Here is a 25,900-nt window from a genome sequence, read left to right as displayed (position 1 = left end):
GGGGCCGGCGCGGGCACGCTCAGTCCGGGGTCCGGTTCCGTCCTCCGGCCGGTACGACCGCGTCCGCGCCCCGGCGCGGGACATGCGGGCGAAGACCGGAGTGCCGGGAGTGCCGGATTCGTGCGGCAGACTTGGGCGCGAAGACCGAGTGAAGGATGGGTATGCCGATCACACCTGCCACCGCGACGAACAGCCCGTCGAGCGGCACCACCGAGCAGATCGTGCTGGAACTGGTCGACGAGGACGGCGTGACGATCGGCACCGCGGAGAAGCTCGCAGCCCATCAGCCGCCGGGACAGCTGCACCGGGCGTTCTCGGTGTTCCTGTTCGACGAGCGCGGGCGGCTGCTGGTCCAGCAGCGGGCGCTGGGCAAGTACCACTCCCCCGGTGTGTGGTCCAACACCTGCTGCGGCCACCCGTACCCCGGTGAGGCGCCGTTCGCGGCGGCGGCGCGGCGGACCTTCGAGGAGCTGGGGGTGTCCCCCTCCTTGCTCGCCGAGGCCGGCACCGTCCGCTACAACCACCCGGACCCGGCCTCGGGCCTGGTGGAGCAGGAGTTCAACCACCTCTTCGTGGGCATGGTGCAGTCGCCGGTGCGGCCGGACCCGGAGGAGGTGGCGGCCACGGCGTTCGTGACTCCGGGCGAGCTGGCGGAGCGGCACGCGAAGGACACCTTCTCCGCGTGGTTCATGACCGTGCTGGACGCCGCGCGCCCGGCGGTGAGGGAACTGACGGGGCCGTCGGCGGGCTGGTGACCAGGGCTTGCGTTCTAGAGCTGCGCGGGCTTGAGCGGCAGGGCGGCCCAGATCACCTTGCCGCCGGTCGCGGTGTGCTCGACCTCGCACGCCCCGCCTGCCTCACGGGTGATCTCGCGTACCAGGAGCAGTCCGCGGCCGCCGGTACGGGCGTGGTCTGTCTCCAGGGCGGTGGGACGGTAAGGGTGGTTGTCCTCCACGGACACCCGGATCCACTCGGCGCCGACGGCGACCTCGACGCCGAGCATCGGGGACAGCAGCGCCGCGTGCCGCACGGCGTTGGTGACCAGTTCCGAGACGATCAGCAGCAGCCCCTGGACCACCTCGTCCGCGACCGGCACGCCCTGCCGCAGCAGCAGGTCCCGCACGGCGTGGCGGGCCTGGGGGACCGAGGCGTCCACGGCCGGGGCGGTGAACCGCCAGACACCTTCGTACGGCAGCGGATCGCCACTCTCACGCTCGATTGTCACCACACGTCGAGTGTTGGACCGATCGGCTCCGCACTTCGACGCTGAACAGAAGTCAGCACATATCGAGCGTTTACGACTGTTGGCGTATGACAGCGTCGAATGCGGGACCGTTCCCGTACGTCTTGTGCCGGTCGGCGCACTATTCGGGTTGTACGGGTTTGGAGGCCGGTCCTCCTGCCGCACCTCCCGCCTCCTCACCGGCCAGCCGGTCGGAGACCATGCCGACGATCTGGCGTCCCCCGTAACCGGTGGCGATCAGGCCCAGCCCGTCGAAGAGCAGGGAGAGCGAGAAGAACGTTCCGATGACGTACTTGCTGCTGCTCGGCCAGGTGGCCAGCACCAGGATGCCGAGCAGCAGACCGAAGGCCCCCTGGACCAGGGTCCAGCCGAACTGCGGGCCACGCACCACCAGGCTGCCGACCAGCCGGAACAGCCCACCGGTGAGGAAGAGCAGCGCAGCGAACATGGTCAGCGCCTCGGCCGCCGCCTCCGGCGTCTTCAGCACCACCACACCGGCCGCGATGTTCAGCGCCGCGACGACCACGCCGAGCCAGAAGAAGTTGGTGTGCCGCGCCTGGACGGCGTGCAGCAGTCCGATCACCCCGCCGATCAGCAGCAGCCAGCCGAACAGCAGCATCGAGGTCAGGGTGGCGACACCCGTGTACACCAGACCGACCAGCCCGGCGACGACCAGGATCACTCCGAGTAGGGCGAGCCAGCTGAAGCCGCGACTCAGTTTGGCCGCCTCGCCCTTGGGCTTGACGGTCCCGGCGGACTTGGCCATGGGTGCCTCCCGATTCTCGTCCCCCTTCCCCAGTCCCCCTCGCCCCCCGGACGTAACGCCCGCGGCACTCCTGACCGCGGGCGCTGCGACCGGGACGGATAGCATCCGGCCCATGGAGCCGCAGCTGCTGCACAGCGTCACCGACTCGGTCGCCACGGTCGTCATCCGCCATCCGGCGAAGCGCAACGCCATGACGGCCGCGATGTGGGCATCCCTGCCGCCCCTGCTGGACACGCTGGCGGCCGACCCCGGCGTACGGGTGCTGGTGCTCACCGGTCACGGTTCCACGTTCTGCGCCGGGGCGGACATTTCCACGCTGCGCGGGTCGCCTGCGGAGGCACAACGGCTGGCCGCGGCGGCGGAGGAGGCGCTCGCCGCCTTCCCCAAGCCGACCCTGGCGGCGGTCCGCGGCCACTGTGTGGGCGGCGGTGCGCAGCTGGCGGCGGCCTGCGACCTGCGGTTCGCCGAGGAGGGCGCGCGGTTCGGGGTGACACCGGCGAAGCTCGGCATCGTCTACCCGGCCTCCGCCACCCGCCGGCTGGTGTCGCTGGTGGGGCCGGCGACCGCCAAGTACCTGTTGTTCTCGGGCGAGTTGATCGGGACCGGGCGGGCCCTGCGCACCAAACTGGTGGACGAGGTGCTCCCCGAGGGCGAACTGGACGGGCGGGTCGCGGAGTTCACGCGGATTCTGGTGTCCCGCTCGCAGCTGACGCAGGGAGCGGCGAAGGAGTTCGCCGACGGCCGGACCGACCGGGACGCCTACTGGAGCGAGCGGGCACGGGAGAGCGGCGACACCGAGGAGGGGGTCGCCGCGTTCCTGGAGCGGCGGCCGCCCCACTTCACCTGGAGCGTGTCTACGTCAGCACGAAGCGGCTCCGCGACCTGAACTCCTCGACCAGGTGCGCGGGCGCCTTCTCGGGCGATCCGGCGTCGTAGGGCGGCTGCGGGTCGTACTCGGTGAGCAGCTGCACGGACTGGGCGTGCTCCTCGCCGGCGATCCGGCCGAGCAGGGTGAGCCCCATGTCGATGCCGGAGGAGACGCCGGCGGCGGTGACGTACTTGCCGTCGGTCACCACGCGCTCCCCGGTCGGCTCGGCACCGAACCTCTCCAGGTGGCCGAGGGCCAGCCAGTGGGAGGTGGCCCGGCGCCCCCGGAGGAGTCCGGCCGCGGCCAGCAGCAGGGATCCGGTGCACACGGACGTCGTCCAGGTGCTGGACGCGTCGGCCGCGCGCAGCCAGTCCAGCAGGGCCTCGTTCTCCATCTGGGGCGTCTGTCCGGGGCCGCCGGGGACGACGACGATGTCCGGGCGCGGGACGTCGGCCAGGGTCCGGTCGGCGGTGAGGGCGAGCGCGCCGGTGTCGGTGCGCACGGGCCCGGTCCGTTCGGCGACGAACACGGTCTCCGCGTCCGGGAGACGGCCGAGGGTCTCGTAGGGGCCCACGGCGTCGAGGGCGGTGAAGCGGTCGAAGAGGACGATGGCGATCTGCATGGGCGGCCTTTCAGGCGCGGGTGGGTGAAGGGGCGGGCCGGAAGCGGCGGCGGTACTCCGCCGGCGACGACCCGAGGGTCCGGACGAAGGCGCGGCGCATCGCCTCGGGGGTGCCGTAGCCGCTGGCGCGGGAGATCTCCTCGACACCGTCGCCGGTGTCCTCCAGCAGACGCCGGGCGTGTTCGAGCCGCACCCGGTCGACGTAGCGGCCCGGTGTCATACCGGTCTCGTGCTGGAAGGCGCGGGCGAAGTGGCGTGGCGAGAGGGCCGCACGGGCCGCGAGCGCCTCGACGGTCAGATCGGCGTCGGGGTGCTCGGTGATCCACTGCTGGACCTCGCGCAGCGGCTCGCGTTGCGCGGTCTGGGCGGCGAGCTGGGCGCTGAACTGGGCCTGGTTCCCCGGCCGGCGCAGGAAGACCACCAGGTGCCGGGCGACGGTGAGGGCCGCCTCACGGCCGAGGTCCTCCTCGACCAGGGCGAGGGCCAGGTCGATGCCCGAGGTGACTCCGGCGGACGTGGCGACGTGGCCGTCCCGGATGTAGATGGGGTCCGGGTCGACCTCGACGGCCGGGTGGTCCCGCGCGAGCCGGTCGCTGTAGGCCCAGTGGGTGGTGGCGCGGCGGCCGTCCAGCAGCCCGGCTCCGGCGAGCAGGACGGCTCCCGTGCAGACGGAGACCAGCCGCTCGGCACGCGGTCCGTGCCGGCGCAGCCAGTCGGTCAGCCCCGGGTCGGGCCGGCGGCTGCCCTGTCCCCCGGGCACGAGCAGGGTGTGCGGCTCCGGCGCGTCGGCCAGGGCCCGGTCCGGTACGACGGTCAGTCCGCTGGTCGTCCGCACCGGGGCCCCGTCCAGGGAGGCGGTGCACAGCCGGTAGGTGCCCGGGGTGTGCTTCTCGGCGCCCGCGAACACCTCCACGGGCCCGGTGACATCGAGGCTCTGGACCCCGTCGAACAGGACCACGAGAACGGTTCGCTGCGCCATGCGGACGATTCTTCGCGACGCCCGTGGTGGCCGCAACGACGGTTTCCCCACCTTTTCTGCCATGCATGTTGAAGCGTGGACGAGGTACCCGGAGTACTCCCGGCCGGGAAGGCCGGGAGTACGAAAGGGGAGCAACGTGTTCCGTGCCATCGCAGATGTCCTGCGCCAGATCGGCGGCGCCATCGCCACCGTCGTGACGCTGCCGTTCAGGGCCCTCGCCCGGCTGTTCGGCGGGGCCTCGTCCGCCACGCGCGGCCGTCGCGCCTGACGCCGCCCGTGCGGTCCTCGGGCGCGTCGCCGCCCTGATCCCCGATTGTCGGCGTCACCTGCCACAATTGCCGCGCAACCTCAGTGGAGAAGGCGGTACGGGAACGTGACGACACCCCTCGCAGGGTCCATCGAAGGCAGGATCGCCGAAGAGCTCGGCGTACGGGAGCGGCAGGTCAGGGCCGCCGTCGAACTGCTCGACGGCGGTTCGACGGTGCCCTTCATCGCCCGCTACCGCAAGGAAGCGACCGAGATGCTCGACGACGCGCAGCTGCGCACGCTCGAGGAGCGGCTGCGCTATCTGCGGGAGCTGGAGGAGCGTCGGACGGCGATCCTGGAGTCGGTGCGCGAACAGGGCAAGCTGACCGAGGAGCTTCAGGCCCGGATCCGGGGCGCGGAGACCAAGGCGCGCCTGGAGGACATCTATCTGCCGTTCAAGCCGAAGCGGCGCACCAAGGCGCAGATCGCGCGCGAGGCGGGTCTCGAGCCGCTGGCGGAGGGGCTGCTCGGGGATCCGGGTGTCGAGCCCCTCGCCGCGGCCGCCGCGTTCGTGGACGCCGACAAGGGGGTCGCGGATCCGCAGGCCGCGCTGGACGGCGCGCGGGCGATCCTCACCGAGCGGTTCTCGGAGGACGCCGACCTGATCGGCGAGCTGCGCGAGCGGATGTGGGTGCGCGGGCGGCTGGCCGCGAAGGTACGCGAGGGCAAGGAGGAGGCGGGAGCGAAGTTCGCCGACTACTTCGACTTCGCCGAGCCGTTCACCGAGCTGCCCTCGCACCGCGTCCTGGCCATGCTGCGCGGCGAGAAGGAGGAGGTCCTCGACCTCGTCCTGGAGCCCGAGGAGCAGGCGGACGGGCCGTCGTCGTACGAGGGGATCGTCGCGCACCGCTTCGGGATCGCCGACCGGGGGCGGCCGGCGGACAAGTGGCTGGGCGACACGGTCCGCTGGGCCTGGCGCACCCGCATCCTGGTGCACCTGGGGATCGACATCAGGCTCCGGCTGCGGACCGCCGCCGAGGACGAGGCGGTGCGGGTGTTCGCGGCGAACCTCCGGGATCTGCTGCTCGCCGCCCCCGCCGGTACGCGCGCCACGCTCGGTCTCGACCCGGGCTTCCGTACGGGTGTGAAGGTCGCCGTGGTGGACGCGACCGGCAAGGTCGTGGCCACGGACGTGATCCATCCGCACGTCCCGGCGAACCGGTGGGACGAGTCGATCGCCAAGCTGGCGCGGCTGGCGAAGGAGCACGCGGTCGAACTGATCGCGATCGGCAACGGCACGGCGTCCCGTGAGACCGACAAACTCGCCGGTGAGCTCATCGCCAAGCACCCCGAGCTGAAGCTGACGAAGGTGATGGTCTCCGAGGCGGGCGCCTCCGTGTACTCGGCCTCCGCCTTCGCCTCGCAGGAACTGCCGGACATGGACGTGTCGTTGCGCGGCGCGGTGTCGATCGCGCGGCGGCTCCAGGATCCGCTGGCCGAGCTGGTGAAGATCGACCCCAAGTCGATCGGCGTCGGCCAGTACCAGCACGACCTGTCCGAGGTGAAGCTGTCGCGTTCGCTCGACGCGGTGGTCGAGGACTGTGTGAACGGCGTGGGTGTGGACGTCAACACCGCGTCGGCGCCGCTGCTCGCCCGGGTCTCCGGCATCACCTCCGGCCTCGCCGAGAACATCGTGGCGCACCGGGACTCCAACGGGCCGTTCCGGTCGCGCGGCGAGCTGAAGAAGGTGGCGCGGCTCGGTCCGAAGGCCTACGAGCAGTGCGCGGGCTTCCTGCGGATCCGCGGCGGCGACGACCCGCTGGACTCCTCAAGCGTGCACCCCGAGGCCTACCCGGTCGTGCGGCGCATGGTGAAGACCTCCGGTGAGGAGGTCGCCTCGCTGATCGGGAACACAGGGGTGCTGCGGTCGCTGCGGCCGCAGGACTTCGTGGACGACACGTTCGGTCTGCCGACCGTCACGGACATCCTCAAGGAACTGGAGAAGCCGGGCCGTGACCCGCGGCCCGCGTTCCGGACGGCCGTCTTCAAGGAGGGCGTGGAGAAGATCTCCGACCTGTCCTCCGGGATGGTGCTGGAGGGTGTCGTCACGAATGTCGCCGCGTTCGGGGCGTTCGTGGACGTCGGTGTGCACCAGGACGGTCTGGTGCACGTGTCCGCGATGTCGAAGACGTTCGTCAAGGACCCGCGGGACGTGGTGAAGCCGGGTGACATCGTCAAGGTGAAGGTCCTCGACGTGGACATCCCGCGCAAGCGGATCTCGCTGACGCTGCGGCTGGACGACGAGGCCTCGCCGCAGGGCCAGGCATCCGGCGGTGAGCGCCGGCAGCGCGGCGGCCGTCCGCCGCAGCAGCGGCAGGCTCGCGGCGGCGGTGGCGGCGGCTCGCGGCAGGCGCCCGCGCCGGCGAACAGCGCGATGGCCGACGCCCTGCGCCGGGCCGGCCTGGTCGACCCGAAGAGCGGCAGGCGCTGAGCGGTCCCGCCTCCGGGCCCGGGTCCCGCGCGGCGGTGCGAGGAGCCGGGCCCGCGCCGCGCGTAGGGTGGCCGCATGCCGGGATCACGCGTCATCACGTGGGACGTCACCGCGAGCGGAGGCTTGGAGACGGCCTGGGTCGAGTTCGGCGATGGGTCGCTGCGCGCCCGCGGCCGGGCCGTCGGGACCGTCCCGGAGCCGTACTGGATCACCTACGGCCTCGAGACCGCGGACGGTTTCGTGACCAGGCGGCTGACGGTGACGGCCGAGGACGCCTCCGGCACCCGCACGCTCGATCTGCTGCACGACGGCCACGGCGGTTGGACGGCGAACGGTGAGCGCCTGCCCGGGCTCGCCGGCGCGCTCGACTGCGATCTGGGGCTGTGCCCGCTGACCAACACCATGCCGGTGCTGCGGGGCGAACTGCACCGACGGCCGGGCGAGCGGGAGTTCCTGATGGCGTGGGTGTCCGTGCCCGACCTCGGGGTGCGTCCGTCGCGGCAGACGTACACGCATCTGGGCCCCCGGCGCGTCCGCTACGCGTCGGGGGACTTCAGCAGCGACCTGGAGTTCGACGACGACGGCTGCGTCGTCGACTACCCGCGCCTGGGTCGTCGGCTGACCGCCCGTTAGCGCTCGGTCACCTTGCCGTCGGCGACCTCCAGACGGCGGGTCACACGGACCGCGTCCAGCATGCGGCGGTCGTGGGTGACCAGCAGCAGGGTGCCTTCGTAGGCGTCCAGGGCCGACTCCAGCTGTTCGATGGCGGGCAGGTCGAGGTGGTTGGTCGGCTCGTCGAGGACGAGCAGGTTGACGCCGCGGCCCTGGAGGAGGGCGAGGGCCGCGCGGGTGCGCTCCCCCGGGGAGAGGGTGGCCGCGGGGCGCACGACGTGGTCCGCCTTGAGGCCGAACTTGGCCAGCAGGGTGCGGATGTCGGACGGTTCCAGACCGGGGACCGCCGGGCGGAACGCGTCGAGCAGGGTTTCCGGCCCGTGGAACAGCGCGCGGGCCTGGTCGACCTCGCCGAGCCGGACGCCCGAGCCCAGGGCGGCGTGGCCGAAGTCGAGCGGGACGCGGCCCAGCAGGGCGCCGAGCAGGGTGGACTTGCCCGCGCCGTTGGCGCCGGTGACGGCCACCCGGTCCGCCCAGTCGATCCCCAGGGACACCGGGCCGAGGGTGAAGCCGCCGCGGCGCACCTCGGCGTCGCGCAGGGTGGCCACCACCGCTCCGGAGCGCGGGGCCGCCGCGATCTCCATGCGCAGTTCCCACTCCTTGCGCGGCTCCTCGACGACCTCGAGGCGTTCGATCATGCGCTGTGTCTGACGGGCCTTGGCGGCCTGCTTCTCGCCGGCCTCGCTGCGGAACTTGCGGCCGATCTTGTCGTTGTCGTTGCCCGCCTTGCGGCGGGCGTTCTTCACGCCCTTGTCCATCCAGGCCCGCTGCATCTGCGCCCGGTCCTGGAGGGCGGCCCGCTTGTCGGCGTACTCCTCGTACTCGTCCCGGGCGTGTCTGCGGGCCACGTCCCGCTCCTCCAGATAGGCCTCGTAGCCACCGCCGTAGAGGTTGATCCGCCGCTGGGCCAGGTCGAGTTCGAGGACCTTGGTGACGGTGCGGGTGAGGAACTCCCGGTCGTGGCTGACGACGACCGTTCCGGCGCGCAGCCCGCCGACGAAGCGTTCGAGGCGCTCCAGGCCGTCCAGATCGAGGTCGTTGGTCGGCTCGTCGAGGAGGAACACGTCGTAGCGGGAGAGGAGGAGCGAGGCCAGTCCGGCGCGGGCGGCCTGGCCGCCGGAGAGCGAGGTCATCGGCTGGTCCAGGCCGACGGCCAGGCCGAGGGTGCCGGCGACCTCCTCGGCGCGCTCGTCGAGATCGGCGCCGCCCAGGGACAGCCAGCGCTCCAGAGCGGCGGCGTAGGCGTCGTCCGCGCCGGGGGCACCGTCGACCAGTGCCTGGGTCGCCTCGTCCATGGTGCGCTGGGCCTCGGCGACTCCGGTGCGGCGGGCCAGGAAGCCGCGCACGGTCTCGCCGGGCCGGCGCTCCGGCTCCTGCGGCAGATGACCGACGGTCGCGGTGGGCGGGGAGAGGCGCAGCTCGCCCTCCTCCGGTGCGGTGAGCCCGGCGAGCAGACGCAGCAGCGTGGACTTGCCCGCTCCGTTGGCACCGACCAGACCGATCACGTCGCCGGGGGCGACGACGAGGTCGAGCCCGGCGAACAGCGCGCGGTCGCCGTGCCCGGCGGCGAGGTTCTTGGCGACGAGGGTGGCAGTCATGAGACCGCCGATCCTAGTCGCCGCGCGTGCCCGGACGCGCGCCGGTACTCATCGCCCCACGGCCGTCACCAGCACCGTCCCGCCGGTGCGCGCCACGACGTACGCCTCGCCCCGCACCGCCTTGGCGTCCAGCGGGAGGCGGTGGCGGCCGGGTTCCAGGACGCCGTCGAAGAGGTCGTGTGTGTGGGCGCGGGCGAGGCGGTCGACCCGGTAGGCGGTGAGCCGCACCCGGCAGGACGACGTGACGTGGACCTCCGCGGCGCCGTCGGCGGCGGTGAGAGCCGTCAGGCGGCGCTGCCGGGGCGGGCTGCCGTCCAGGGCCTGTTCGGTCTGGGCGACCAGCAGCGGGACGACCGGTGCGAGACCGTCGACGCAGGGCACGTCGACGCCGGCGGCGGTGAAGGCACGGCGAACGGCGTCGCGGTCCCCGGCGCCCACCGACCGGCCGAAGACGACGGCGCCGTAGGTCCGCAGTTCGTCGGCGGGGACGCCGTCGGTGCTCTGGGCGATGTCGGCGCCGATGCCGATCGTGCGCAGGGCGGCGGCGAGCCGGGCGAGGAGGGCGACGCGGGCACCGATCAGCAGCACTCGGCGGCGGGTGCCGGAGGCGTCGCCGTTCAGCAGGGAGGCGAGCGCGGCGCGGTACTCGGTGCCGCGGAAGCGGAACGGGCCTATGCCGTGGTAGCCGTTGAGCTCCAGATCGGCGTGTGTGTCGGTCTGCCAGGCGAAGTCCCGCCAGATGACGTCCTCGCCGTCGTGCTCGATGACCGCGGTGACCGCGCCGCAGGCGAGGTCCTCGCACTCGGGGCAGCCGTAGACGACGTACCGGCCGGCGGGCAGCGGGGCCTCGGTCTCCAGCAGCAGGCTGCGGACCTGGGCGGTGAAGATCGAGGGCGGGACGTCGGAGGCGAGCGGGGAGACGGCGTCCAGGTCGGAGAGGCGGAAGAGCAGCGGGCATCCGTCGACGACGAAGTCGACGAAGTCCCGGTGGACCTGGTAGTCACCGTTGGCGAGGAGTCCACCGGCTCTGGTCGCCGGTGCCAGGCCGAAGGTCGCGTACTCGGCAGACATGCTGTGAGTATTCCCACCGCGGGACGGACCTGAGCACGGCATGACATATTCCGCTAACGTCCGCGCGATGGAGAGCGAACTTGCCTGCGATGTACTGGTGATCGGCGGCGGCGTCGCCGGGCTGACCACGGCCGTGGTCCTGGCCGAGCGCGGTGTACGGGTACGGCTGTGGACGCGGGACCCGGTCGAGGGGACCACCTCGGCGGTTGCGGGCGGGCTGTGGTGGCCGTACCGCGTCGAGCCGGTGGTGTCGGCGCGTACCTGGGCGCTGCGGTCGCTGGACGTGTACGAGGACATGGCGGAGCGGCCCGGCACCACCGGCGTACGGATGGTCGAAGGAGTACTGGGCGAAACGGCGCTGGACGACGTCGGCGCGTGGGCCGCCGCGCGGCTGCCGGGGCTGCGCCCGGCGACGGCCGGGGAGTATCCCGGCGGGTCGGGGGTGTGGGCACGGCTGCCGCTCATCGACATGGCGGCCCATCTGCCGTATCTGCGGGAGCGGTTCCTGGCGGCGGGGGGTGTGGTCGAGGCGCGTACGGCGTCGGAGCTGGCCGGGACCGGCGCGCCGGTCGTGGTCAACTGCACGGGACTCGGGGCGCGGGAGCTGGTTCCGGATCCGTCGGTGCGGCCGGTGCGGGGGCAGTTGGTGGTCGTGGAGAACCCGGGGGTCCGTACGTGGACGGTCTCCACGGGGGCCGACGGCGCGCCCGCGTACGTCCTCCCGCAGCCGGGGCGGCTGGTGCTGGGCGGTACGGCGGAGGAGGACGCGTGGTCCACGGAGCCGGACCCGGCGGTGGCCGACGCGATCGTGCGGCGGTGTGCGGCGCTGCGCCCGGAGATCGCCGGCGCCCGCGTGCTGGAGCACCGCGTGGGCCTGCGCCCGGTCCGCGACGCGGTCCGCCTGGAACGCGCCGCCCTCCCCGACGGCGGCGTCCTGATCCACCACTACGGCCACGGCGGCGGCGGAGTCACCGTGGCCTGGGGCTGCGCGGAGGAAGCGGCGACCCTGGCCACCGGCTGACCCGGACACACCCGACCGCCGGGCGCTTACGGCGGCACGGGACCGCACGCGCGGCGCGGGACCACCCCCGCCGTCCGGCGCGACGGGAAGCGGCAGTCGCCCGGGGAGCCCGCGTCCGCCTTCCGCATCCCGGCACAGCGGGCCGTCCGCACCGGCGCGCGGGGAAGCGTCCACCCCAAGGCGCGGAGGACCGTCCGCCCCGGGACGCGGAGAAGCTCCGCACCGGAGCACGGAGAACTGACCGTTCCAGGGCCGCCGGTGCCGGGGTGCGGTGGGCCGGACGCGGTCGATGCCCGGGCAGAGGGCGGTTCCCGGCCCGGTGTACGTCCGGGACGCCGCCGCGCCCGGGCCGGGCCGCCGACCCGGCCGGGGCCGACCCGCTCCCGCACCGGACGACCGATCACGCCCCCGACCGGCCGCGCCGCGATGCCGGTCCCGGGTACACGACGGCAGCCGGAGCCGGCACGTGCGCCGGGGCGGCCGGCGCTCCCCGGTGTCGCTCCGCCACGCCGCGCCCTCCCCGGCCACGCTCCTCGCGGAGGAACCGGGGTGACGGCGGCGTCGCGGGCTGCGCGAGCGGCCCGGGGACGTACGGCCGGCGGCAGGGTCAGTGTTTGCCGATGGGGTCGCCCTCCACGTCCGGGCCGCGGCCGGGGCCGACGCGCAGTTCGAACTCGCCGTCGTACTTCTTGTGGCCCTCGATGACCGCCAGTTCCACCGCCTCGGAGCCCATCCGGTCCCGCACGATGAGCGGGTCGCGGCGCAGGTCGCGCATGAGGGCCACGCACATGAAGATCATCACGACGATGAACGGAGCCGCCGCGAGGATCGTCAGATTCTGCAGGCCGGTCAGCGCGTCGCCCTCTCCGCTGCCGACCATCAGCATGATCGCCGCCACGGCACCGGTGACCACGCCCCAGAACACCACCACCAGACGCCCCGGTTCGAGCGCTCCCTTCTGGGAGAGGGTGCCCATCACGACGGAGGCCGCGTCGGCGCCCGAGACGAAGAAGATGCCGACGAGGGTCATCACCAGCAGGCTGGTGACGGTGGCGACGGGGTAGTCCTGCAGCACGGCGAAGAGCCGGCCCTCGGGAGTGGTCTCGTCGCCGAGCCGGTTCTGCTCCTGGAGCCGCATCGCCGAGCCGCCGAAGATCGCGAACCAGACCAGACTGACCGTGCTGGGGACGAGGATGACCCCGCCGATGAACTGACGGATGGTCCGGCCCCGGCTGATGCGGGCGATGAACATGCCGACGAAGGGCGTCCACGAGATCCACCACGCCCAGTAGAAGACGGTCCAGCTGCCCAGCCAGTCGGCGACGCCCTCGCCGCCGCTGATCTCGGTGCGGCCGGCCAGTTCGGGCAGGTCGCCGAGGTAGGCGAAGACCGAGGTGGGCAGCAGGTCCAGTATGAGGATGGTCGGGCCGGCGACGAACACGAACACGGCGAGGATCAGGGCCAGCACCATGTTGGTGTTCGACAGCCACTGGATGCCCTTCTCCACACCGGAGACCGCGGAGGCCACGAACGCCACGGTCAGCACGGCGATGATGCCGACCAGCAGCCCGGTGCTGACCTTGTCCATCCAGTCGAGCTTCTCGACCCCGGACCCGATCTGCAGCGCCCCGAGACCGAGCGAGGCCGCGGAGCCGAAGACCGTCGCGATGATGGCGAGCATGTCGATGACCCGCCCGCCGACGCCGTTGGCGTTCCTCTCACCGATGAGCGGGGTGAACACGGCACTGATGGTCTGCCGGCGGCGGCGCCGGAAGGTGCTGTAGGCGATGGCGAGGCCGACCACCGCGTAGATCGCCCACGGGTGGAGTGTCCAGTGGAACAGGGTGGTGGCCATGGCCGTTTCCATGCGGTCGCCGGAGTCGGCCGGACTGGTGCCGGGCGGGGGTTCCGTGTAGTGGGCGAGCGGTTCGCTCACGCCCCAGAACATCAGGCCGATGCCCATGCCCGCGCTGAACATCATGGCGATCCACGACACCGTCCGGAACTCCGGCTCCTCACCCTCGGCACCGAGGTGGATCCGGCCGTAGCGGCTGGCCGCGAGCCAGAGCGCGAAGACCACGAAGCCCGAGGCGGCCAGCATGAATCCCCAGCCGCCGTTGTGCATCAGCCCGCCGAGCATGCTGCTGGAGACGTCCTCGAGCGAATCCGTCCAGATGGCGCCCCAGAGCACGAACGCGAGGGTGAGCACGGCGGTGACGCCGAACACCACCCCGTCGGTCCGTGGACGCTCCCGTCCGGGCAGGCCCGCTTCGGAGCCGGGCAGCGGGCCTGCCGTGTGGTCCTTCTCGCTGTGCTGGTCCTGCGTCACAGGCGGCACCCTTCGTCAGAGCCGTTGGGCGGAGAGCGCTCCTCCCGATAGGCCCTTACCACCTTTGGCGCAAAACTCACCTCTTCAGCAGAACGTGTCGGCCTCCGCCTCCACCAGGTGGTAAGCGGCCCGCCCGTCGAGGAGCAGGGGCACGAGTGCACGCAGGGACTGCCGCAGCGGTACGACGACGCCGTCGCCGTCCCTTTGGACGTGCACGCCGTGCAGGGCCAGCTCGTCCCCGACGTCGGCGTACTGACCTGCCGTGAGACGGTAGCCGCAGGGCGGGTCGGCGATGACCTCCGAGGGCTCGGGGGGATCGTTGTCGGCGCCGCCGAGACGGACGGGGCCGTGGTCGGCGTATCCGGCGGTGCGGGCCCGGGCGGTGGCCGCCTCGATGCCGCCACGGCGTTCGGCGGAGAACCGGATCAGGCCCTTCAGGGCGGCGAGCTGGGAGTGGACCCTGCGGCGGCTGTTGAGGGCCTGGTCAGCCCGTTCGGCGTCGGTGAGGGGGTCGACGCGGCTCTCGATGAGAAGGCCGACGCCGTGTTTGGTTCCGGACACGTTGCGCAGGATGCGCTCCTGTCCGTCCCCGGCCGTCTGACGGATCGGTTCACCGGTGTCGGGGTCCGTCCAGATGCCGTAGGTGCCGGTCGAGTACCCGGCGGTCCCGGCGGCGGGGCGCACGTAGTCGCGGGACAGGGTCCGCGCGGCGTCGTGGACGACGGGATGGGTGTTGAGGTTGCGCGGCCACAGGTCGAACAGGTCCTTGTCGTAATAGGGGGGTGTGGCGCCGTACTCGTGCAGGTCGTAGATCAGGTCGGGACGCCGGTCGCGGATGACGGCGGCCAGGGCACGGCCCTCCGCGGTCCGCAGCGCGAGGTGGTCGCGGTTGATGTCGACGCCGTCGCTGTTGCCGCGGGTGTCGGCGGCCCGGCCGTCGGGGTTGGCGGTGGGGACGACGAGCACGGTGGTGCGTGCCAGGAAGCGGCGCATCGCCCGGTCCTCGGCGTACGCGAGGTCGCGGACCGTGCTCAGACAGGCCTCGCGGCCGGCGGGTTCGTCACCGTGCTGACTGCACACGAGCAGCATCGTGTGGGGGGTGGCGCCGGTGCCGATACGGACGAGTCGGAGCGGGCGGTCCTGTTTCGTGGTGCCGATGCGGCTGACGGAGACCCGGCTGCTCGCCCGGTCCACGGCCGCGAGGAACCGCTGTTCCTCCGGCTGGGTGGTCCAGCGTGCGCCCTCGCTCCGCTCGAAACCGGTGCGCGGCGGGGAGGGCGAGTCGGAGGCCCGGGCGGCCGGGACGGTGACGAGGGAGGCGGTGAGGCAGGCCGCGGCGAGGATCAGGGCGCGCTTCATCGGGTCTCCCCCGGGACGCGGTGGGCGGTGACGTCGGGCCGGTCCACGCCGTGCAGGACCGCGTCCGGGGCGGGGGCGTGGGCGCCTGCCGTGGCGCGGGCGAACGCGGCCGCTCCGCCGGCGAACGGGACCCGGGCGGAGGTGCGTGCCAGGTCGATGCGGAGGGTCGGTGTGTCGGCGGGCGGGTCGATCAGGCCGCGGTCCGTGCCGGCGACGATCAGCGCCAGGCGGTGGCCCTCGGGCACGACGTGGTCGGTGGCGGCCAGGTCGAGGGTGATCGTGTACCGCTTGCCGGGGACCAGGGGCTCGCCCTCGCCGTCGCCGGCGTGATGTCCGAGGTCGGCCCAGCCGCGGCTGACGACGGTGTGCTCCACGTCGGCGGTGGTCGCCCGGGTCTCCTTGAAGCAGGAGCTGTCGCCCTCGGTGCTCGCGCCCCAGCAGGTGCGTTCGGGGAGGGTGGTGATGCCCTCGCCGTCGGCGGTGTAGTCGCGGACGGTGTCGGGGCCGAGGTCCACGAGGACGGCGGAGAGGTGGGCCGTGGGGGTGCTGGGCGTGGCGGTGACGGTGACCTCGGAGGCCCCCGACACGCGCAGGTCGCGGGTGAGCGGGCCGGTGACGAAGCCCGCCTTGCCGGGAGTCGATGTGTCGACACGGGCGGCCCAGTCGGTCTCGCTCAGCCGGGGGTCGTCGGTGAAGGACTCGGTGCCCTTGCCACGGCGCAGCCCCAGGGTGCCGACACCGGGCTCGTCGCCCTTGTGGGGACGCAGGGTCGTGGTGTGGGTGCCGCGCGGCGGCCAGGTCGCCGAGGTGACCCACTGGTCGGGCCGGCGTTCGATGTCGGCCATGGGTTCGCGGTCGATGCCGTTGTCGTAGCCGAGGAGTTCGTGGTCGAACCAGCGGTGCAGGGTGCGGACCCACTCGGCGCGGCGGAAGTCGAAGGGGTCGACGTGGCCGGTCTGGGAGAGCCAGATCTTGCGCTGCACACCGTTCTTCGCGAGAGCGTCCCACCAGGGGCCGACGTGCTGCATGCGCACGTTGAGGTCCTGCATGCCGTGCACCAGGAAGACGCTGGCCTCCACCTTCTTCGCCGCGCGCACGTAGTCGCGTTCGGTCCACAGTGGCGTCCGGTCGCCGGTGCGCGGGGCGCCCTCGACGAGTTCACGCTGGACCGCGGCGCACCGGGCGCGGGCCTCGGGTGTCTCGACGTACTGGGACAGCCAGTCGGGGCCGGAGTCGTAGAGCGGGGCACCCTGGCTGAAGTAGTAGTCGTACCAGGTGGAGATGGCGGCGATCGGGACGATGGTCTCCAGGCCGTCGACGCCGGTGGCGGCGACGCCGTTGGCGATGGTGCCGTCCCAGCTCTTGCCGATCATGCCGGTGCGGCCGTTGGTCCAGCCGGCCCGGGCGCGCTCGCTGCCGGTGCGGCTGGTGTACGCCTTGCCGCGGCCGTTGAGCCAGTCGACGACGGCCTTCGCGGACCGGATGTCGGAGCGGCCTCCGACGTCCACGCAGCCGTCGGACCGGTTGGTCCCGGCCAGGTCCACGCCGACGACGGCGTAGCCGCGCGGCACGAAGTAGTTGTCGTAGAACAGCGGCATCCGCACGACGTCGCCGTTCGCGTCGTACGTCTTCTTCTGGCTCTCGTTGCCGCGCCCGCAGCAGGAGTAGTACGGGCTGGCGTCCATGATGACGGGTATCTTCCGGCCCTGCTGGGCCGGCTCGCGGGGCCGGACGATGTCGACGGCGACCCGGTCGGTCCTTCCGTCGCGGTCCTCGTCGAGTCCGGTGTCCACCCAGACGGCCTCGCGGATGGCGTTGTCGTAGGAGTGGACGGGCCGGCTCTCGCGTGGCGCGGCGTCCGCCGCGGCCGGGGTGAGCAGGGTGGCCGTCAGGGCGGCGGTGGCCGCCGTCGCGAGCGTTCTCCAGGTCGTGGGGCGCGTGCGTTTCGGCATGCGCGGACGGTACATCGGTGAACTCGCGTGCAGAAGAGTGCATCTGACGTGGCGTGAGGCTGCGGGTGGCCGGAACCTTCCGCGTGCCGGGGGGTTCATGACGGCCGAATGGCGATCCTGTGACCGCGGTGGTCATGGACAAGCCAGAGGCGGAGGGGATCAATGGGCTGCGAAAGGACCTCGTACCCCGACGACTTGGAGCCCTTCGTGCACCGCAGAACCATCGTGCCGGGAGTCCTGGCCTCGGCCACCCTGTTGCTGGCGATCCCGGCATCGGCCGCGAGCCCCTCCCCCGGAGCGCCGGGCATCGGCGACCCCTATTACCCGGCCTACGGCAATGGCGGCGAAGCCGGAGGCCGCCGCATCGGCGCCGGGCGCCTCGGAATCGGCCTCCGACCGCACGCCGGAGGCGCCGAAGTCCTGGAAGAAGATCGCCGCCACCAACGGCGTGCACGGCAACCACTGAGAGCACGCCGCCGGGCACCTGAGCGGTGGGCCGCACCCCCACCGCTCAACCTCCGCGCTCGTACACCGTCACCGATATCCCGCGCCGCACCAGCCGCTCGTCGATCAGCGGCTCGACGCGGGACCATCTGCCGCCGGCGAGACCGCACCCTATGCGGGGCATGTGGACCGAGGCGCCCAGCGCGATCGCGTGGTCGGCGAGGCGGGCCAGGGCCGCGTCGATCGCCTCGTAGCGAACGGGGACGCCCTTGCTGCCGGTTCGGATGCCGCGCTGGCCGATCATGTTGGCCACCCACACGTACCGCTCCACCTGGACGAGCTGCACCGCGCCCAGCGCGAAGTCGTTGGAGGCGCGCTCCCGGTGCCAGGCGCGGTACGCCGCCTCCGGCTCGGGCCAGCGGCGCGACACGGCCAGGACGAAGCCCTTCCCCCATCCCCCGATGTCGTTGCAGACATGGGCGATCACCTTGACGCCCTTCACCGACGGAGCGGTGGCGTCACCCCGGATGTATGTGATCCCCGACATGACGCCACCCTACGGACCGCCACTGACAGTGGCCGTGAGCTGCTGCTTCTGCTTCGCGGGGCCGGGCCCTGGTGCGCTCGTCCCGGGCGTTCCGGAGTAGCCCGGCCGGCGCGCTCGATCACGGCACGGGCCGAGGGGGCACTTTTCCCGGCCTGCGGGGCCGCATGCGAGGGCGCACGTCGCACCGCGGAACTTCTCACACGGCCGCCCGGGGGTGACAGTTCAGATGTCACAGCGCTGGTGGGACAGCGATACTGCTGCACATGACGACCGAGACCGAGGCCCTGACGATCGACGAGCTGGCGGCCCGGGCGGGGGTCACCGTGCGCACGGTCCGCTTCTACGGCACCAAGGGGCTGCTGCCGCCGCCGGTGATCGGTCCGCGGCGGGTCGGCCGGTACGGGCGGGAGCATCTGGCCCGGCTGGAGCTCATCGAGGAGCTGCAGAGCCGGGGCATGACGCTGGCGGCCATCGAGCGGTACCTGGGGCAGCTGCCGCCGGACCTGAGCGTGCGCGACCTGGCGGTGCAGCGGGCGGTGGTGGCGTCCTGGGCGCCCGGCGCCACGGAGACGGTGTCGCGCGGGGAGCTCGAGCGCCGCGCGGGGCGTGCGCTGGGCGAGGACGAGCTGAAGCGGCTGGCGGCGATGGACGTCGTCGAGCCGGCCGACGGAGCACCGGACGGCGAGGCCTTCCGGGTCGACGCCGGGCTGCTGCGGCTCGGCGTCGAGCTGCTGGACGTACCGCTGTCGCACGAGACGGTCCTCGCCGCCCGTACTGCGCTCATCGAGCACTCCCGCGCGGCGGCCCGCGAGCTGTCGCGGCTGCTGCGTGACGCGGTGGCGGACAAGGACGCACGGGATGTGCGGTCCCTGTCCGCCCGGATGCATCCGCTCGTGGTGCAGGCGCTGCTCACGACCTTCCAGCGGTCGCTGCGGGAGGAGCTGCGGGAGTGGCTCGACGAGGAGGGCGAACCGCGCTGACCGCCGTCAGCGCGCGTCCTTGAAGACCTCCCCCTTCTCCGCCTTCTCCACCAGCAGGGCGGGCGGGGTGAAGCGCTCGCCGTAGCGCTCGGCGAGTTCCCGCGCGCGGGCCACGAATCCGGGCAGGCCGCCCTCGTAGCCGTTGATGTACTGCAGGACGCCGCCGGTCCAGCCGGGGAAGCCGATGCCGAGGATCGAGCCGATGTTGGCGTCGGCGACGGATGTCAGCACGCCCTCCTCGAGCAGCCGGACGGTGTCCAGCGCCTCGGAGAACAGCATGCGTTCCTGCATGTCCCGGAACGGGATCTCGTGGCCCGGCACGGTGAAGTGCTCGCGCAGTCCCGGCCACAGGCGGCCCCGCCTGCCGTCCTCGCCGTACTCGTAGAAGCCGGCCCCGCCGCTGCGGCCCGGGCGCCCGAACTCGTCGACCATGCGGTCGATGACCGCCTCGGCAGGGTGAGCGGTCCAGGTGCCGCCGGCTTCCTCCACGGCCCGCTTGGACTCGCCCCGGATCTTCCGCGGCAGGGTGAGCGTCAGCTCGTCCATCAGGGACAGCACCTTGGCGGGGTAGCCCGCCTGGGCCGCGGCCTGCTCCACGGAGGCGGGTTCGATGCCCTCGCCGACCATGGCGACGCCTTCGTTGATGAAGTGCCCGATGACGCGGGAGGTGAAGAAACCGCGCGAGTCGTTGACCACGATCGGGGTCTTGTTGATCTGCCGGACCAGGTCGAAGGCGCGGGCCAGCGCCTCCTCCCCGGTGCGCTCGCCCTTGATGATCTCGACCAGCGGCATCTTGTCGACGGGTGAGAAGAAGTGCAGCCCGACGAAGTCGTCCTGCCGCTCGACGCCCTCGGCGAGGGCGGTGATGGGCAGGGTGGAGGTGTTGGAGCACAGCAGCGCGTCGGGGGCGACGACGTCCTGGATCTCCTGGAACACCTTGTGCTTGAGGGAGGTGTCCTCGAAGACGGCCTCGATGACCGCGTCGCAGCCGGCGAGGTCGGCGGCCTCGGCGGTGGGCGTGATCCGCGCGAGCAGTGCGTCGGCCTTCTCCTGGCTGGTACGGCCCGTGGCGACGGCCTTGGCGCACAGCTTCTCGGAGTAGCCCTTGCCCTTGACCGCGGCTTCGAGGGACACGTCCTTCAGGACGACGTCGATCCCCGCGCGGGCGCACGAGTAGGCGATGCCGGCGCCCATCATCCCGGCGCCGAGTACCGCGACCCTGCGGACCGTGCGCGGTTCGACGCCCCCCGGGCGGTTGGCGCCGGAGTTGACGGCCTGGAGGTCGAAGAAGAACGCCTGGATCATGTTCTTCGACGTCTGCCCCGCGGCCAGTTCGACGAAGTAGCGGGCCTCGATGACCTGGGCGGTCTCGAAGTCGACCTGGGCGCCCTCGACGGCCGCGGCCATGATGTTGCGCGGGGCCGGGTAGGGGGCGCCGCCCGTCTGCTTGCGCAGGTTGGCCGGGAACGCCGGCAGGTTGGCGGCGAACTTGGGGTGGGCGGGGGTGCCGCCGGGGATGCGGTAACCGGGCCGGTCCCAGGGCTGGGCGGACTCGGGGTGGGCGTCGATGAAGGCACGGGCCTTGGCGATCATGTCCTCGCGCGTGTCGGCGACCTCGTCGACCAGGCCGTTCTCCAGGGCGCGGCGCGGGCTGTACTGGGTGCCCTGGAGCAGCACCTTCAGCAGCGCGTCGGTGATGCCGAGCATGCGCACGGTGCGGACGACACCGCCGCCGCCGGGGAGCAGGCCGAGGGTGACCTCGGGGCAGCCGATCTTGGAGCCGGGGGCGTCGAGGGCGATCCGGTGGTGGCAGGCCAGGGCGAGTTCGTAGCCGCCGCCGAGGGCGGCGCCGTTGAGGGCGGCGACGACCGGCTTGCCCAGGGTCTCGATGCGGCGCATCTGGCGCTTGAGCGCCATGCCGCCGTCGAACAGCTGCTGGGCGGTCTCGGGCGTGACCCGGATCAGGTCGCGCAGGTCGCCGCCGGCGAAGAAGGTCTTCTTGGCGGAGGTGATGACGACACCGCGGATGGAGTCCTTCTCGGCCTCCAGGCGGTCGGTGATCACGGCGAGGGAGTCGCGGAACGCCTGGTTCATGGTGTTCGCGGACTGGTTGGGGTCGTCGATGACGAGGGTGACGACGCCGGTGCGGTCCTGTTCCCAGCGGATGGTGGTGCTCTCGGTCATGAGGAGGTCTCCGTGAGTAGGTGGCGGGGGCGCTGGGGAGTCAGAGGCGTTCGACGACGGTGGCGATGCCCATGCCGCCGCCCACGCACAGGGTGGCGAGCCCGTAGCGCTTGTCCTGGCGCTCGAGTTCGTCGACGAGGGTGCCGAGGATCATCGCGCCGGTGGCGCCGAGGGGGTGGCCCAGGGCGATGGCGCCGCCGTTGACGTTGACCTTGTCCAGCGACAGGCCCATGTCCTTCACGAAGCGCAGGACGACCGCCGCGAACGCCTCGTTGATCTCGACCAGGTCGATGTCGTCGATGGTCAGTCCGGCCTTGGCGAGTGCCTTGCGGGTGGCCGGGGCGGGGCCGGTGAGCATGATGGTGGGCTCGGAGCCGGAGACGGCGGCGGAGACGATCCGGGCGCGCGGGGTGAGTCCGCCCCGTTCGCCGGCCTCCTTGGAGCCGATGGCGACGAGGGCGGCGCCGTCCACGATGCCGGAGGAGTTGCCCGCGTGGTGGACGTGGTCGATCTGCTCCACCCAGTGGTACTTCTGCAGGGCGACGGCGTCGAAGCCGCCGAGTTCGCCGATGTCCGCGAAGGACGGCTTCAGCTTGCCGAGCGAGTCGGCGGTGGTGCCGGGGCGCAGGTGCTCGTCGTGGTCGAGGACGACCAGGCCGCTGCGGTCCTTCACCGGGACGACGGACCGCGCGAAGCGGTTCTCCTTCCAGGCGGTGGCCGCGCGCTCCTGCGAGAGGGCCGCGTACTCGTCGACGTCGCGCCGGGAGAAGCCCTCGATGGTGGCGATGAGGTCGGCGCCGATGCCCTGGGGAACGAAGTTGACGGCGAGGTTGGTCATCGGGTCGTTGAACCAGGCGCCGCCGTCGGAGGCCATGGGGACGCGGGACATGGACTCCACACCGCCCGCGAGGACGAGGTCCTCCCAGCCGGAGCGCACCTTGGCGGCGGCCAGGTTGACGGCCTCCAGACCCGAGGCGCAGAAGCGGTTCTCCTGGACGCCCGCGACCGTGTCCGGCAGTCCGGCCGCGATCGCGGCGACGCGGGCGATGTCGGAACCCTGGTCGCCGACCGGGCCGACGACGCCGAGCACGATGTCGTCCACGGCGGCCGGGTCCAGGTCCGGGAAGCGGCCCCGGATCTCGTGGATGAGGCCCACGACCAGGTCGATGGGCTTGGTCCCGTGCAGGGCGCCGTTCGCCTTGCCGCGCCCGCGCGGGGTGCGGATCGCGTCGTACACGTACGCTTCGGTGCTCACGAGGAGGCCTTTCACTGAGGGTGGGAGGGCTGGGACGTGGGTGCGGGAGCCGTTGCCGCGGGCCCGGGCAGGTCCCAGTCGCGGGCCACGTCGTCGGTGTCGGCGCCCGGCCGGGCGGGTCCGGTGCGGACGGCGGCGGGGGTCGCGGAGAACCGCGGGGCGGGTGAGGGCTGGGTGATGCCGTCGTGGTCGGTGAAGGTGCCGCGGGCGGCGAGATGCGGGTGGTGCGGGGCCTCGCGGAGGGAGAGTACGGGCGCCACGCACGCGTCGGTGCCCTCGAAGACGGCCGTCCACGCGTCGCGGGTGCGTTCCTTGAAGCGGGCGGCGACCCGTTCGCGCAGCGCGGGCCAGCGGGAGACGTCCGTGTGGGCCGCGGCCTGGTCCTCGATGCCGAGCAGGCGCAGGAACTCGGTGTAGAACCGCGGCTCCAGCGCACCGACCGCCATGTGCCCGCCGTCGGCGGTCTCGTAGGTGCCGTAGTAGGGGCATCCCCCGTCGAGGAGGTTGGCGCCGCGCCGGTCCTGCCAGACCCCCGCGGCGAGCATGCCGTGGATCATCGTGGAGAGGTGGGCGGTCCCGTCGACGATCGCGGCGTCGACGACCTGCCCGGTGCCGGTCGCGCGGGCGTGGTGCAGGGCGGCGAGGACGCCGACGACGAGGTAGAGGGAGCCGCCCGCGTAGTCGCCGAGCAGGTTGGCGGGGACGGCCGGGGGGCCGTCCGGGCCGCCGATCATGCCGAGGGTGCCGGTGAGGGCGATGTAGGCGATGTCGTGTCCCGCGCGGTCGGCGAGCGGGCCGTGCTGGCCCCAGCCGGTCATCCGGCCGTAGACCAGGCGCGGGTTGCGGGCGTGGCAGTCCCCGGGGCCGACGCCGAGGCGTTCCGCCACGCCGGGGCGGTAGCCCTCGATCAGGACGTCGGCGCGTTCGGCGAGGTCCAGGACGCGGGCGGGGCCGGCGGGGTCCTTCAGGTCGACGATCACGGAACGCTTGTTGCGGTTGGTGATGTCCCGGGCCGGGTCGATCCCCAGCCCGGGGCCGCCCGGGCGGTCCACGCGCACGACATCGGCGCCCAGGTCGGCCAGGAGCATGGCGGCGAACGGGCCCGGCCCGATGCCGGCCAGTTCGACCACGCGCACGCCGGTGAGCGGACCCTGTCCCGGCGCCTTCGCCTCCGTCATCGAGCCCCCAACGGCTGTGACACACATGATGTAACACCAGCGATGTTAAGAACACGTACCACCCGGCACAAGACCGGGCGAGCAAGCGCTTAGCCACTCTACGGGGCGGAGTCCGGTCGCGCCCGGTCACGCGCCCCCTCAGCGGGCGTCGAGCTCCGCCGCCAGCCGCTTGGGGGCGATGGTGCGGTAGCTCTCCTCCACCCAGTCGCACAGCAGCTCGGCCGTCGGTGCGCCCTTGGGCTCCAGGGGGATGCTCACCCAGCCGGCCTTCCCCAGTCCGTACCCGGCGGGCTCGGCGCCGGGGCAGGCCAGCGCGTGGGCGTGGGCCGTCTCGTCCGTGAGCTTCACCGTCACCCCAAGGGGGTAGCTGCCGTCGTCGACCCCGAGGAAGACGAACACCTTCTTGTTGACCTTGGCGACGGTCTCGCCCCACGGGTGTTCCTCGGCGGCTCCCGGCAGCCCCAGGGCGTAGTCGCGCACTTTTTCCCACTTCTTCAGGGCGTTCGGGGGCACGGCCATCGCTTTCCTCCGGACTCGTCGTCACAGCTCCGATCCCCTCACGCTAGCCTCGGCCACCGACAGCGGCGCGGCTGCACGACCAAGGGGTGTCATGAGCAGGCTGAACAGGACGGATCGTCCCTACGACATCGTGCTCTTCGGAGCGACCGGCTTCGTCGGGACACTGACCGCGGAGTACCTCGCCGCCCATGCCCCGGCCGGGCTGCGCTGGGCGATCGCCGGCCGCAGCCCGGAGAAGCTCGAGCGGCTGCGGGAGCGGCTGCCCGGCGGCGCGGAGGCCGGAGTGCTGCGGGCGGACGTGTCCGACCCGGGCTCCCTGCGCGCCCTCGCCGAGCAGGCGCGCGTGGTCGCCACGACCGTGGGCCCCTATGTGGAGTACGGCGAGGAACTCGTCGCCGCCTGCGCGGACACGGGGACGGACTACGTCGACCTCACGGGTGAACCGGAGTTCGTGGACCTCGTGTACGTCCGTCATGACGCACGCGCGCGGGAGACCGGGGCGCGGCTGGTGCACGCCTGCGGTTTCGACTCGGTTCCGCACGACCTGGGGGCGTACTTCACCGTGCGGCAGCTGCCGGAGGGGGTGCCGTTGACCGTGGACGGTTTCGTCACCGCGGACGCGGCCTTTTCGGGCGGGACCTTCGCCTCGGCCCTGAACCAGTTCGCCCGGCACCGCCGGCTCCGCGCGGCGGCCCGCGACCGCAGGCACCACGAGCCGCGGCTGATGGACCGCCGGGTCGCGGCGCCCCTGGGCGCGCCGCGCTACGCGCCGGAGGTCGGCGCATGGGCTCTGCCCCTGCCGACGATCGACGGGCAGATCGTGCGCCGCTCGGCGACGTCACTCGACCGGTACGGCCCCGACTTCCGCTACCGGCACTACGCGGCCGTGCGGCGTCTCCCGGTCGCGGTGGGCGGGGTGGCGGCGGTCGGCGCCCTGGTCACGGCGGCCCAGTTCCCGCCGCTGCGCCGCCGGCTGTCCGACCGGCTCAGGCCCGGCGACGGGCCGGGCCCCGAGAAGCGCGCCCGGAGCTGGTTCACCGTCCGCTTCGTCGGTGAGGGCGGCGGACGCCGGGTGTACACGGAGGTGGCGGGCGGCGATCCCGGCTACGGCGAGACGGCGAAGATGCTGGCCGAGGGGGCCCTGTGTCTGGCCCTCGACGACCTGCCGCCGACCGCGGGCCAGGTCACGACGGCGGTGGCGATGGGTGACGCGCTGATCGGACGCCTCGGCGCGGCGGGCATCCGCTTCCGCGTCGCCGCGACCCGCTGAGGAGCCCGCGACACGCTGAGGAGCCGGAGGCCGGCTACAGCGGCCACTGGACCAGCGTGTAGATCATCCCGACGATCCAGCCCAGCCCGGCGAGGACGGCAAGGGAGAGGCCGAGGGTGACGGCCCGCTCGACGGGCCGTCCGTCGGCGCCGACGGGTTCGGGTGCGCGGTGCGTTGTCATACGCGCCAGCCTGCCGGGGCGGCCGGGCCCCGGCATCCGTACAGGTACTCAGGAGCGGTACTCAGTCAGACGGGCGAACGCCGCCTGGGGGGGGCACCACCGGTTTGAGACTTCCGCGCCCCGGC

Annotated in this window: 24 protein-coding genes; 9 read left to right on the top strand and 15 right to left on the bottom strand. The window is 72.7% G+C overall.

The genetic code is table 11. The features are described 5' to 3' along the window. Positions 1-161: 161 nt before the first annotated feature. On the top strand, positions 162-755 hold the full coding sequence (gene idi, locus ACZ44S_RS30175) for an isopentenyl-diphosphate Delta-isomerase (RefSeq protein WP_466934428.1): 594 nt from the start codon (positions 162-164) through the stop codon (positions 753-755). Positions 756-769: 14 nt separating this feature from the next. Here the strand turns inward: idi and ACZ44S_RS30170 are convergent, their stop codons facing one another. Beyond that, the gene (locus ACZ44S_RS30170; RefSeq protein WP_466934426.1) at positions 770-1,228 is read right to left on the bottom strand and encodes an ATP-binding protein; all 459 of its coding nucleotides are present in this window, start codon (positions 1,226-1,228) and stop codon (positions 770-772) included. 136 nt (positions 1,229-1,364) lie between these two features. After that, positions 1,365-2,009, bottom strand: coding sequence for an HdeD family acid-resistance protein (locus ACZ44S_RS30165; protein WP_466934424.1), 645 nt, complete (start codon positions 2,007-2,009; stop codon positions 1,365-1,367). 112 nt (positions 2,010-2,121) lie between these two features. Here ACZ44S_RS30165 and ACZ44S_RS30160 point away from each other — a divergent pair, with 112 nt between their 5' ends. Further along, positions 2,122-2,895: an enoyl-CoA hydratase/isomerase family protein gene (locus ACZ44S_RS30160; protein WP_466934422.1), complete on the top strand. Its 774-nt coding sequence runs from the start codon at positions 2,122-2,124 to the stop codon at positions 2,893-2,895. Here the strand turns inward: ACZ44S_RS30160 and ACZ44S_RS30155 are convergent. Continuing rightward, the gene (locus ACZ44S_RS30155; protein WP_466934421.1) at positions 2,864-3,499 is read right to left on the bottom strand and encodes a DJ-1/PfpI family protein; all 636 of its coding nucleotides are present in this window, start codon (positions 3,497-3,499) and stop codon (positions 2,864-2,866) included. The genes ACZ44S_RS30160 and ACZ44S_RS30155 overlap by 32 nt on opposite strands. Positions 3,500-3,509: 10 nt before the next feature. Beyond that, positions 3,510-4,478: a GlxA family transcriptional regulator gene (locus ACZ44S_RS30150; RefSeq protein WP_466934419.1), complete on the bottom strand. Its 969-nt coding sequence runs from the start codon at positions 4,476-4,478 to the stop codon at positions 3,510-3,512. Between the two features lie 136 nt (positions 4,479-4,614). Here ACZ44S_RS30150 and ACZ44S_RS30145 point away from each other — a divergent pair, with 136 nt between their 5' ends. The 3 genes from ACZ44S_RS30145 to ACZ44S_RS30135 all read left to right on the top strand — a co-directional run bounded on the left by ACZ44S_RS30145 (position 4,615) and on the right by ACZ44S_RS30135 (position 7,848). Continuing rightward, on the top strand, positions 4,615-4,746 hold the full coding sequence (locus ACZ44S_RS30145; RefSeq protein ID WP_260605009.1) for an LPFR motif small protein: 132 nt from the start codon (positions 4,615-4,617) through the stop codon (positions 4,744-4,746). A 105-nt stretch (positions 4,747-4,851) separates the two neighbouring features. Beyond that, positions 4,852-7,215 (top strand): Tex family protein, encoded by a 2,364-nt coding sequence (locus ACZ44S_RS30140; RefSeq protein WP_466934417.1) that lies wholly within the window; start codon positions 4,852-4,854, stop codon positions 7,213-7,215. Between the two features lie 75 nt (positions 7,216-7,290). Continuing rightward, positions 7,291-7,848, top strand: a complete 558-nt coding sequence (locus ACZ44S_RS30135; RefSeq protein WP_466934416.1) for a putative glycolipid-binding domain-containing protein — start codon at positions 7,291-7,293, stop codon at positions 7,846-7,848. Here ACZ44S_RS30135 and ACZ44S_RS30130 read toward each other — a convergent pair. Then, positions 7,845-9,485, bottom strand: a complete 1,641-nt coding sequence (locus ACZ44S_RS30130) for an ABC-F family ATP-binding cassette domain-containing protein (RefSeq protein WP_466934414.1) — start codon at positions 9,483-9,485, stop codon at positions 7,845-7,847. The two genes, ACZ44S_RS30135 and ACZ44S_RS30130, sit on opposite strands and share 4 nt — an antisense overlap. Before the next feature lie 48 nt (positions 9,486-9,533). Then, entirely contained in the window at positions 9,534-10,556 is a 1,023-nt protein-coding gene (locus tag ACZ44S_RS30125) for an oxidoreductase (protein ID WP_466934412.1), read from the bottom strand. 67 nt (positions 10,557-10,623) lie between these two features. Here ACZ44S_RS30125 and ACZ44S_RS30120 point away from each other — a divergent pair, with 67 nt between their 5' ends. Next, a complete protein-coding gene (locus ACZ44S_RS30120; protein ID WP_466934410.1) occupies positions 10,624-11,577 on the top strand; it encodes an NAD(P)/FAD-dependent oxidoreductase in 954 nt (317 codons plus the stop codon). Between the two features lie 607 nt (positions 11,578-12,184). On the opposite strand, the gene ACZ44S_RS30115 is transcribed toward ACZ44S_RS30120, so the two are convergent. From ACZ44S_RS30115 to ACZ44S_RS30105, 3 genes are all read right to left on the bottom strand, one after another. Continuing rightward, a complete protein-coding gene (locus tag ACZ44S_RS30115) occupies positions 12,185-13,906 on the bottom strand; it encodes a BCCT family transporter (protein WP_466934408.1) in 1,722 nt (573 codons plus the stop codon). 84 nt (positions 13,907-13,990) lie between these two features. Then, complete coding sequence (locus ACZ44S_RS30110; protein WP_466934407.1) at positions 13,991-15,265, bottom strand: M14 family metallopeptidase; 1,275 nt, start codon at positions 15,263-15,265, stop codon at positions 13,991-13,993. After that, on the bottom strand, positions 15,262-17,217 hold the full coding sequence (locus tag ACZ44S_RS30105; protein WP_466934405.1) for a Xaa-Pro dipeptidyl-peptidase: 1,956 nt from the start codon (positions 17,215-17,217) through the stop codon (positions 15,262-15,264). Before ACZ44S_RS30105 ends, ACZ44S_RS30110 begins: the two co-directional genes overlap by 4 nt. 337 nt (positions 17,218-17,554) lie before the next feature. Between ACZ44S_RS30105 and ACZ44S_RS30100 the strand changes: the two genes are divergently transcribed. Beyond that, positions 17,555-17,683, top strand: coding sequence for a hypothetical protein (locus ACZ44S_RS30100; RefSeq protein WP_466934403.1), 129 nt, complete (start codon positions 17,555-17,557; stop codon positions 17,681-17,683). Between the two features lie 45 nt (positions 17,684-17,728). On the opposite strand, the gene ACZ44S_RS30095 is transcribed toward ACZ44S_RS30100, so the two are convergent. Next, positions 17,729-18,208 carry a macro domain-containing protein gene (locus ACZ44S_RS30095; protein WP_466934401.1) on the bottom strand — a complete coding sequence of 160 codons (480 nt, stop codon included), beginning with the start codon at positions 18,206-18,208 and terminating at the stop codon, positions 17,729-17,731. Between the two features lie 263 nt (positions 18,209-18,471). Here ACZ44S_RS30095 and ACZ44S_RS30090 point away from each other — a divergent pair, with 263 nt between their 5' ends. Next, the gene (locus tag ACZ44S_RS30090; protein WP_466934399.1) at positions 18,472-19,188 is read left to right on the top strand and encodes a MerR family transcriptional regulator; all 717 of its coding nucleotides are present in this window, start codon (positions 18,472-18,474) and stop codon (positions 19,186-19,188) included. A 6-nt stretch (positions 19,189-19,194) separates the two neighbouring features. On the opposite strand, the gene ACZ44S_RS30085 is transcribed toward ACZ44S_RS30090, so the two are convergent. The 4 genes from ACZ44S_RS30085 to ACZ44S_RS30070 all read right to left on the bottom strand — a co-directional run bounded on the left by ACZ44S_RS30085 (position 19,195) and on the right by ACZ44S_RS30070 (position 24,324). After that, positions 19,195-21,372: a 3-hydroxyacyl-CoA dehydrogenase NAD-binding domain-containing protein gene (locus ACZ44S_RS30085; RefSeq protein ID WP_466934397.1), complete on the bottom strand. Its 2,178-nt coding sequence runs from the start codon at positions 21,370-21,372 to the stop codon at positions 19,195-19,197. A gap of 40 nt (positions 21,373-21,412) precedes the next feature. Further along, positions 21,413-22,627, bottom strand: coding sequence for an acetyl-CoA C-acetyltransferase (locus ACZ44S_RS30080; protein WP_466934395.1), 1,215 nt, complete (start codon positions 22,625-22,627; stop codon positions 21,413-21,415). Between the two features lie 11 nt (positions 22,628-22,638). After that, entirely contained in the window at positions 22,639-23,805 is a 1,167-nt protein-coding gene (locus ACZ44S_RS30075; protein ID WP_466934393.1) for a CaiB/BaiF CoA transferase family protein, read from the bottom strand. A gap of 138 nt (positions 23,806-23,943) precedes the next feature. Next, the gene (locus ACZ44S_RS30070; RefSeq protein WP_466934391.1) at positions 23,944-24,324 is read right to left on the bottom strand and encodes an MmcQ/YjbR family DNA-binding protein; all 381 of its coding nucleotides are present in this window, start codon (positions 24,322-24,324) and stop codon (positions 23,944-23,946) included. 91 nt (positions 24,325-24,415) lie between these two features. Here ACZ44S_RS30070 and ACZ44S_RS30065 point away from each other — a divergent pair, with 91 nt between their 5' ends. After that, positions 24,416-25,594, top strand: a complete 1,179-nt coding sequence (locus ACZ44S_RS30065; RefSeq protein WP_466934390.1) for a saccharopine dehydrogenase family protein — start codon at positions 24,416-24,418, stop codon at positions 25,592-25,594. 34 nt (positions 25,595-25,628) lie between these two features. Here the strand turns inward: ACZ44S_RS30065 and mmpA are convergent, their stop codons facing one another. After that, positions 25,629-25,775: a morphogenic membrane protein MmpA gene (gene mmpA, locus ACZ44S_RS30060; protein WP_466934388.1), complete on the bottom strand. Its 147-nt coding sequence runs from the start codon at positions 25,773-25,775 to the stop codon at positions 25,629-25,631. Positions 25,776-25,900 lie beyond the last annotated feature (125 nt).

It is taken from the genome of Streptomyces malachitofuscus (genome assembly GCF_055571035.1).
This window is presented reverse-complemented; position numbering and strand designations above follow the sequence as displayed.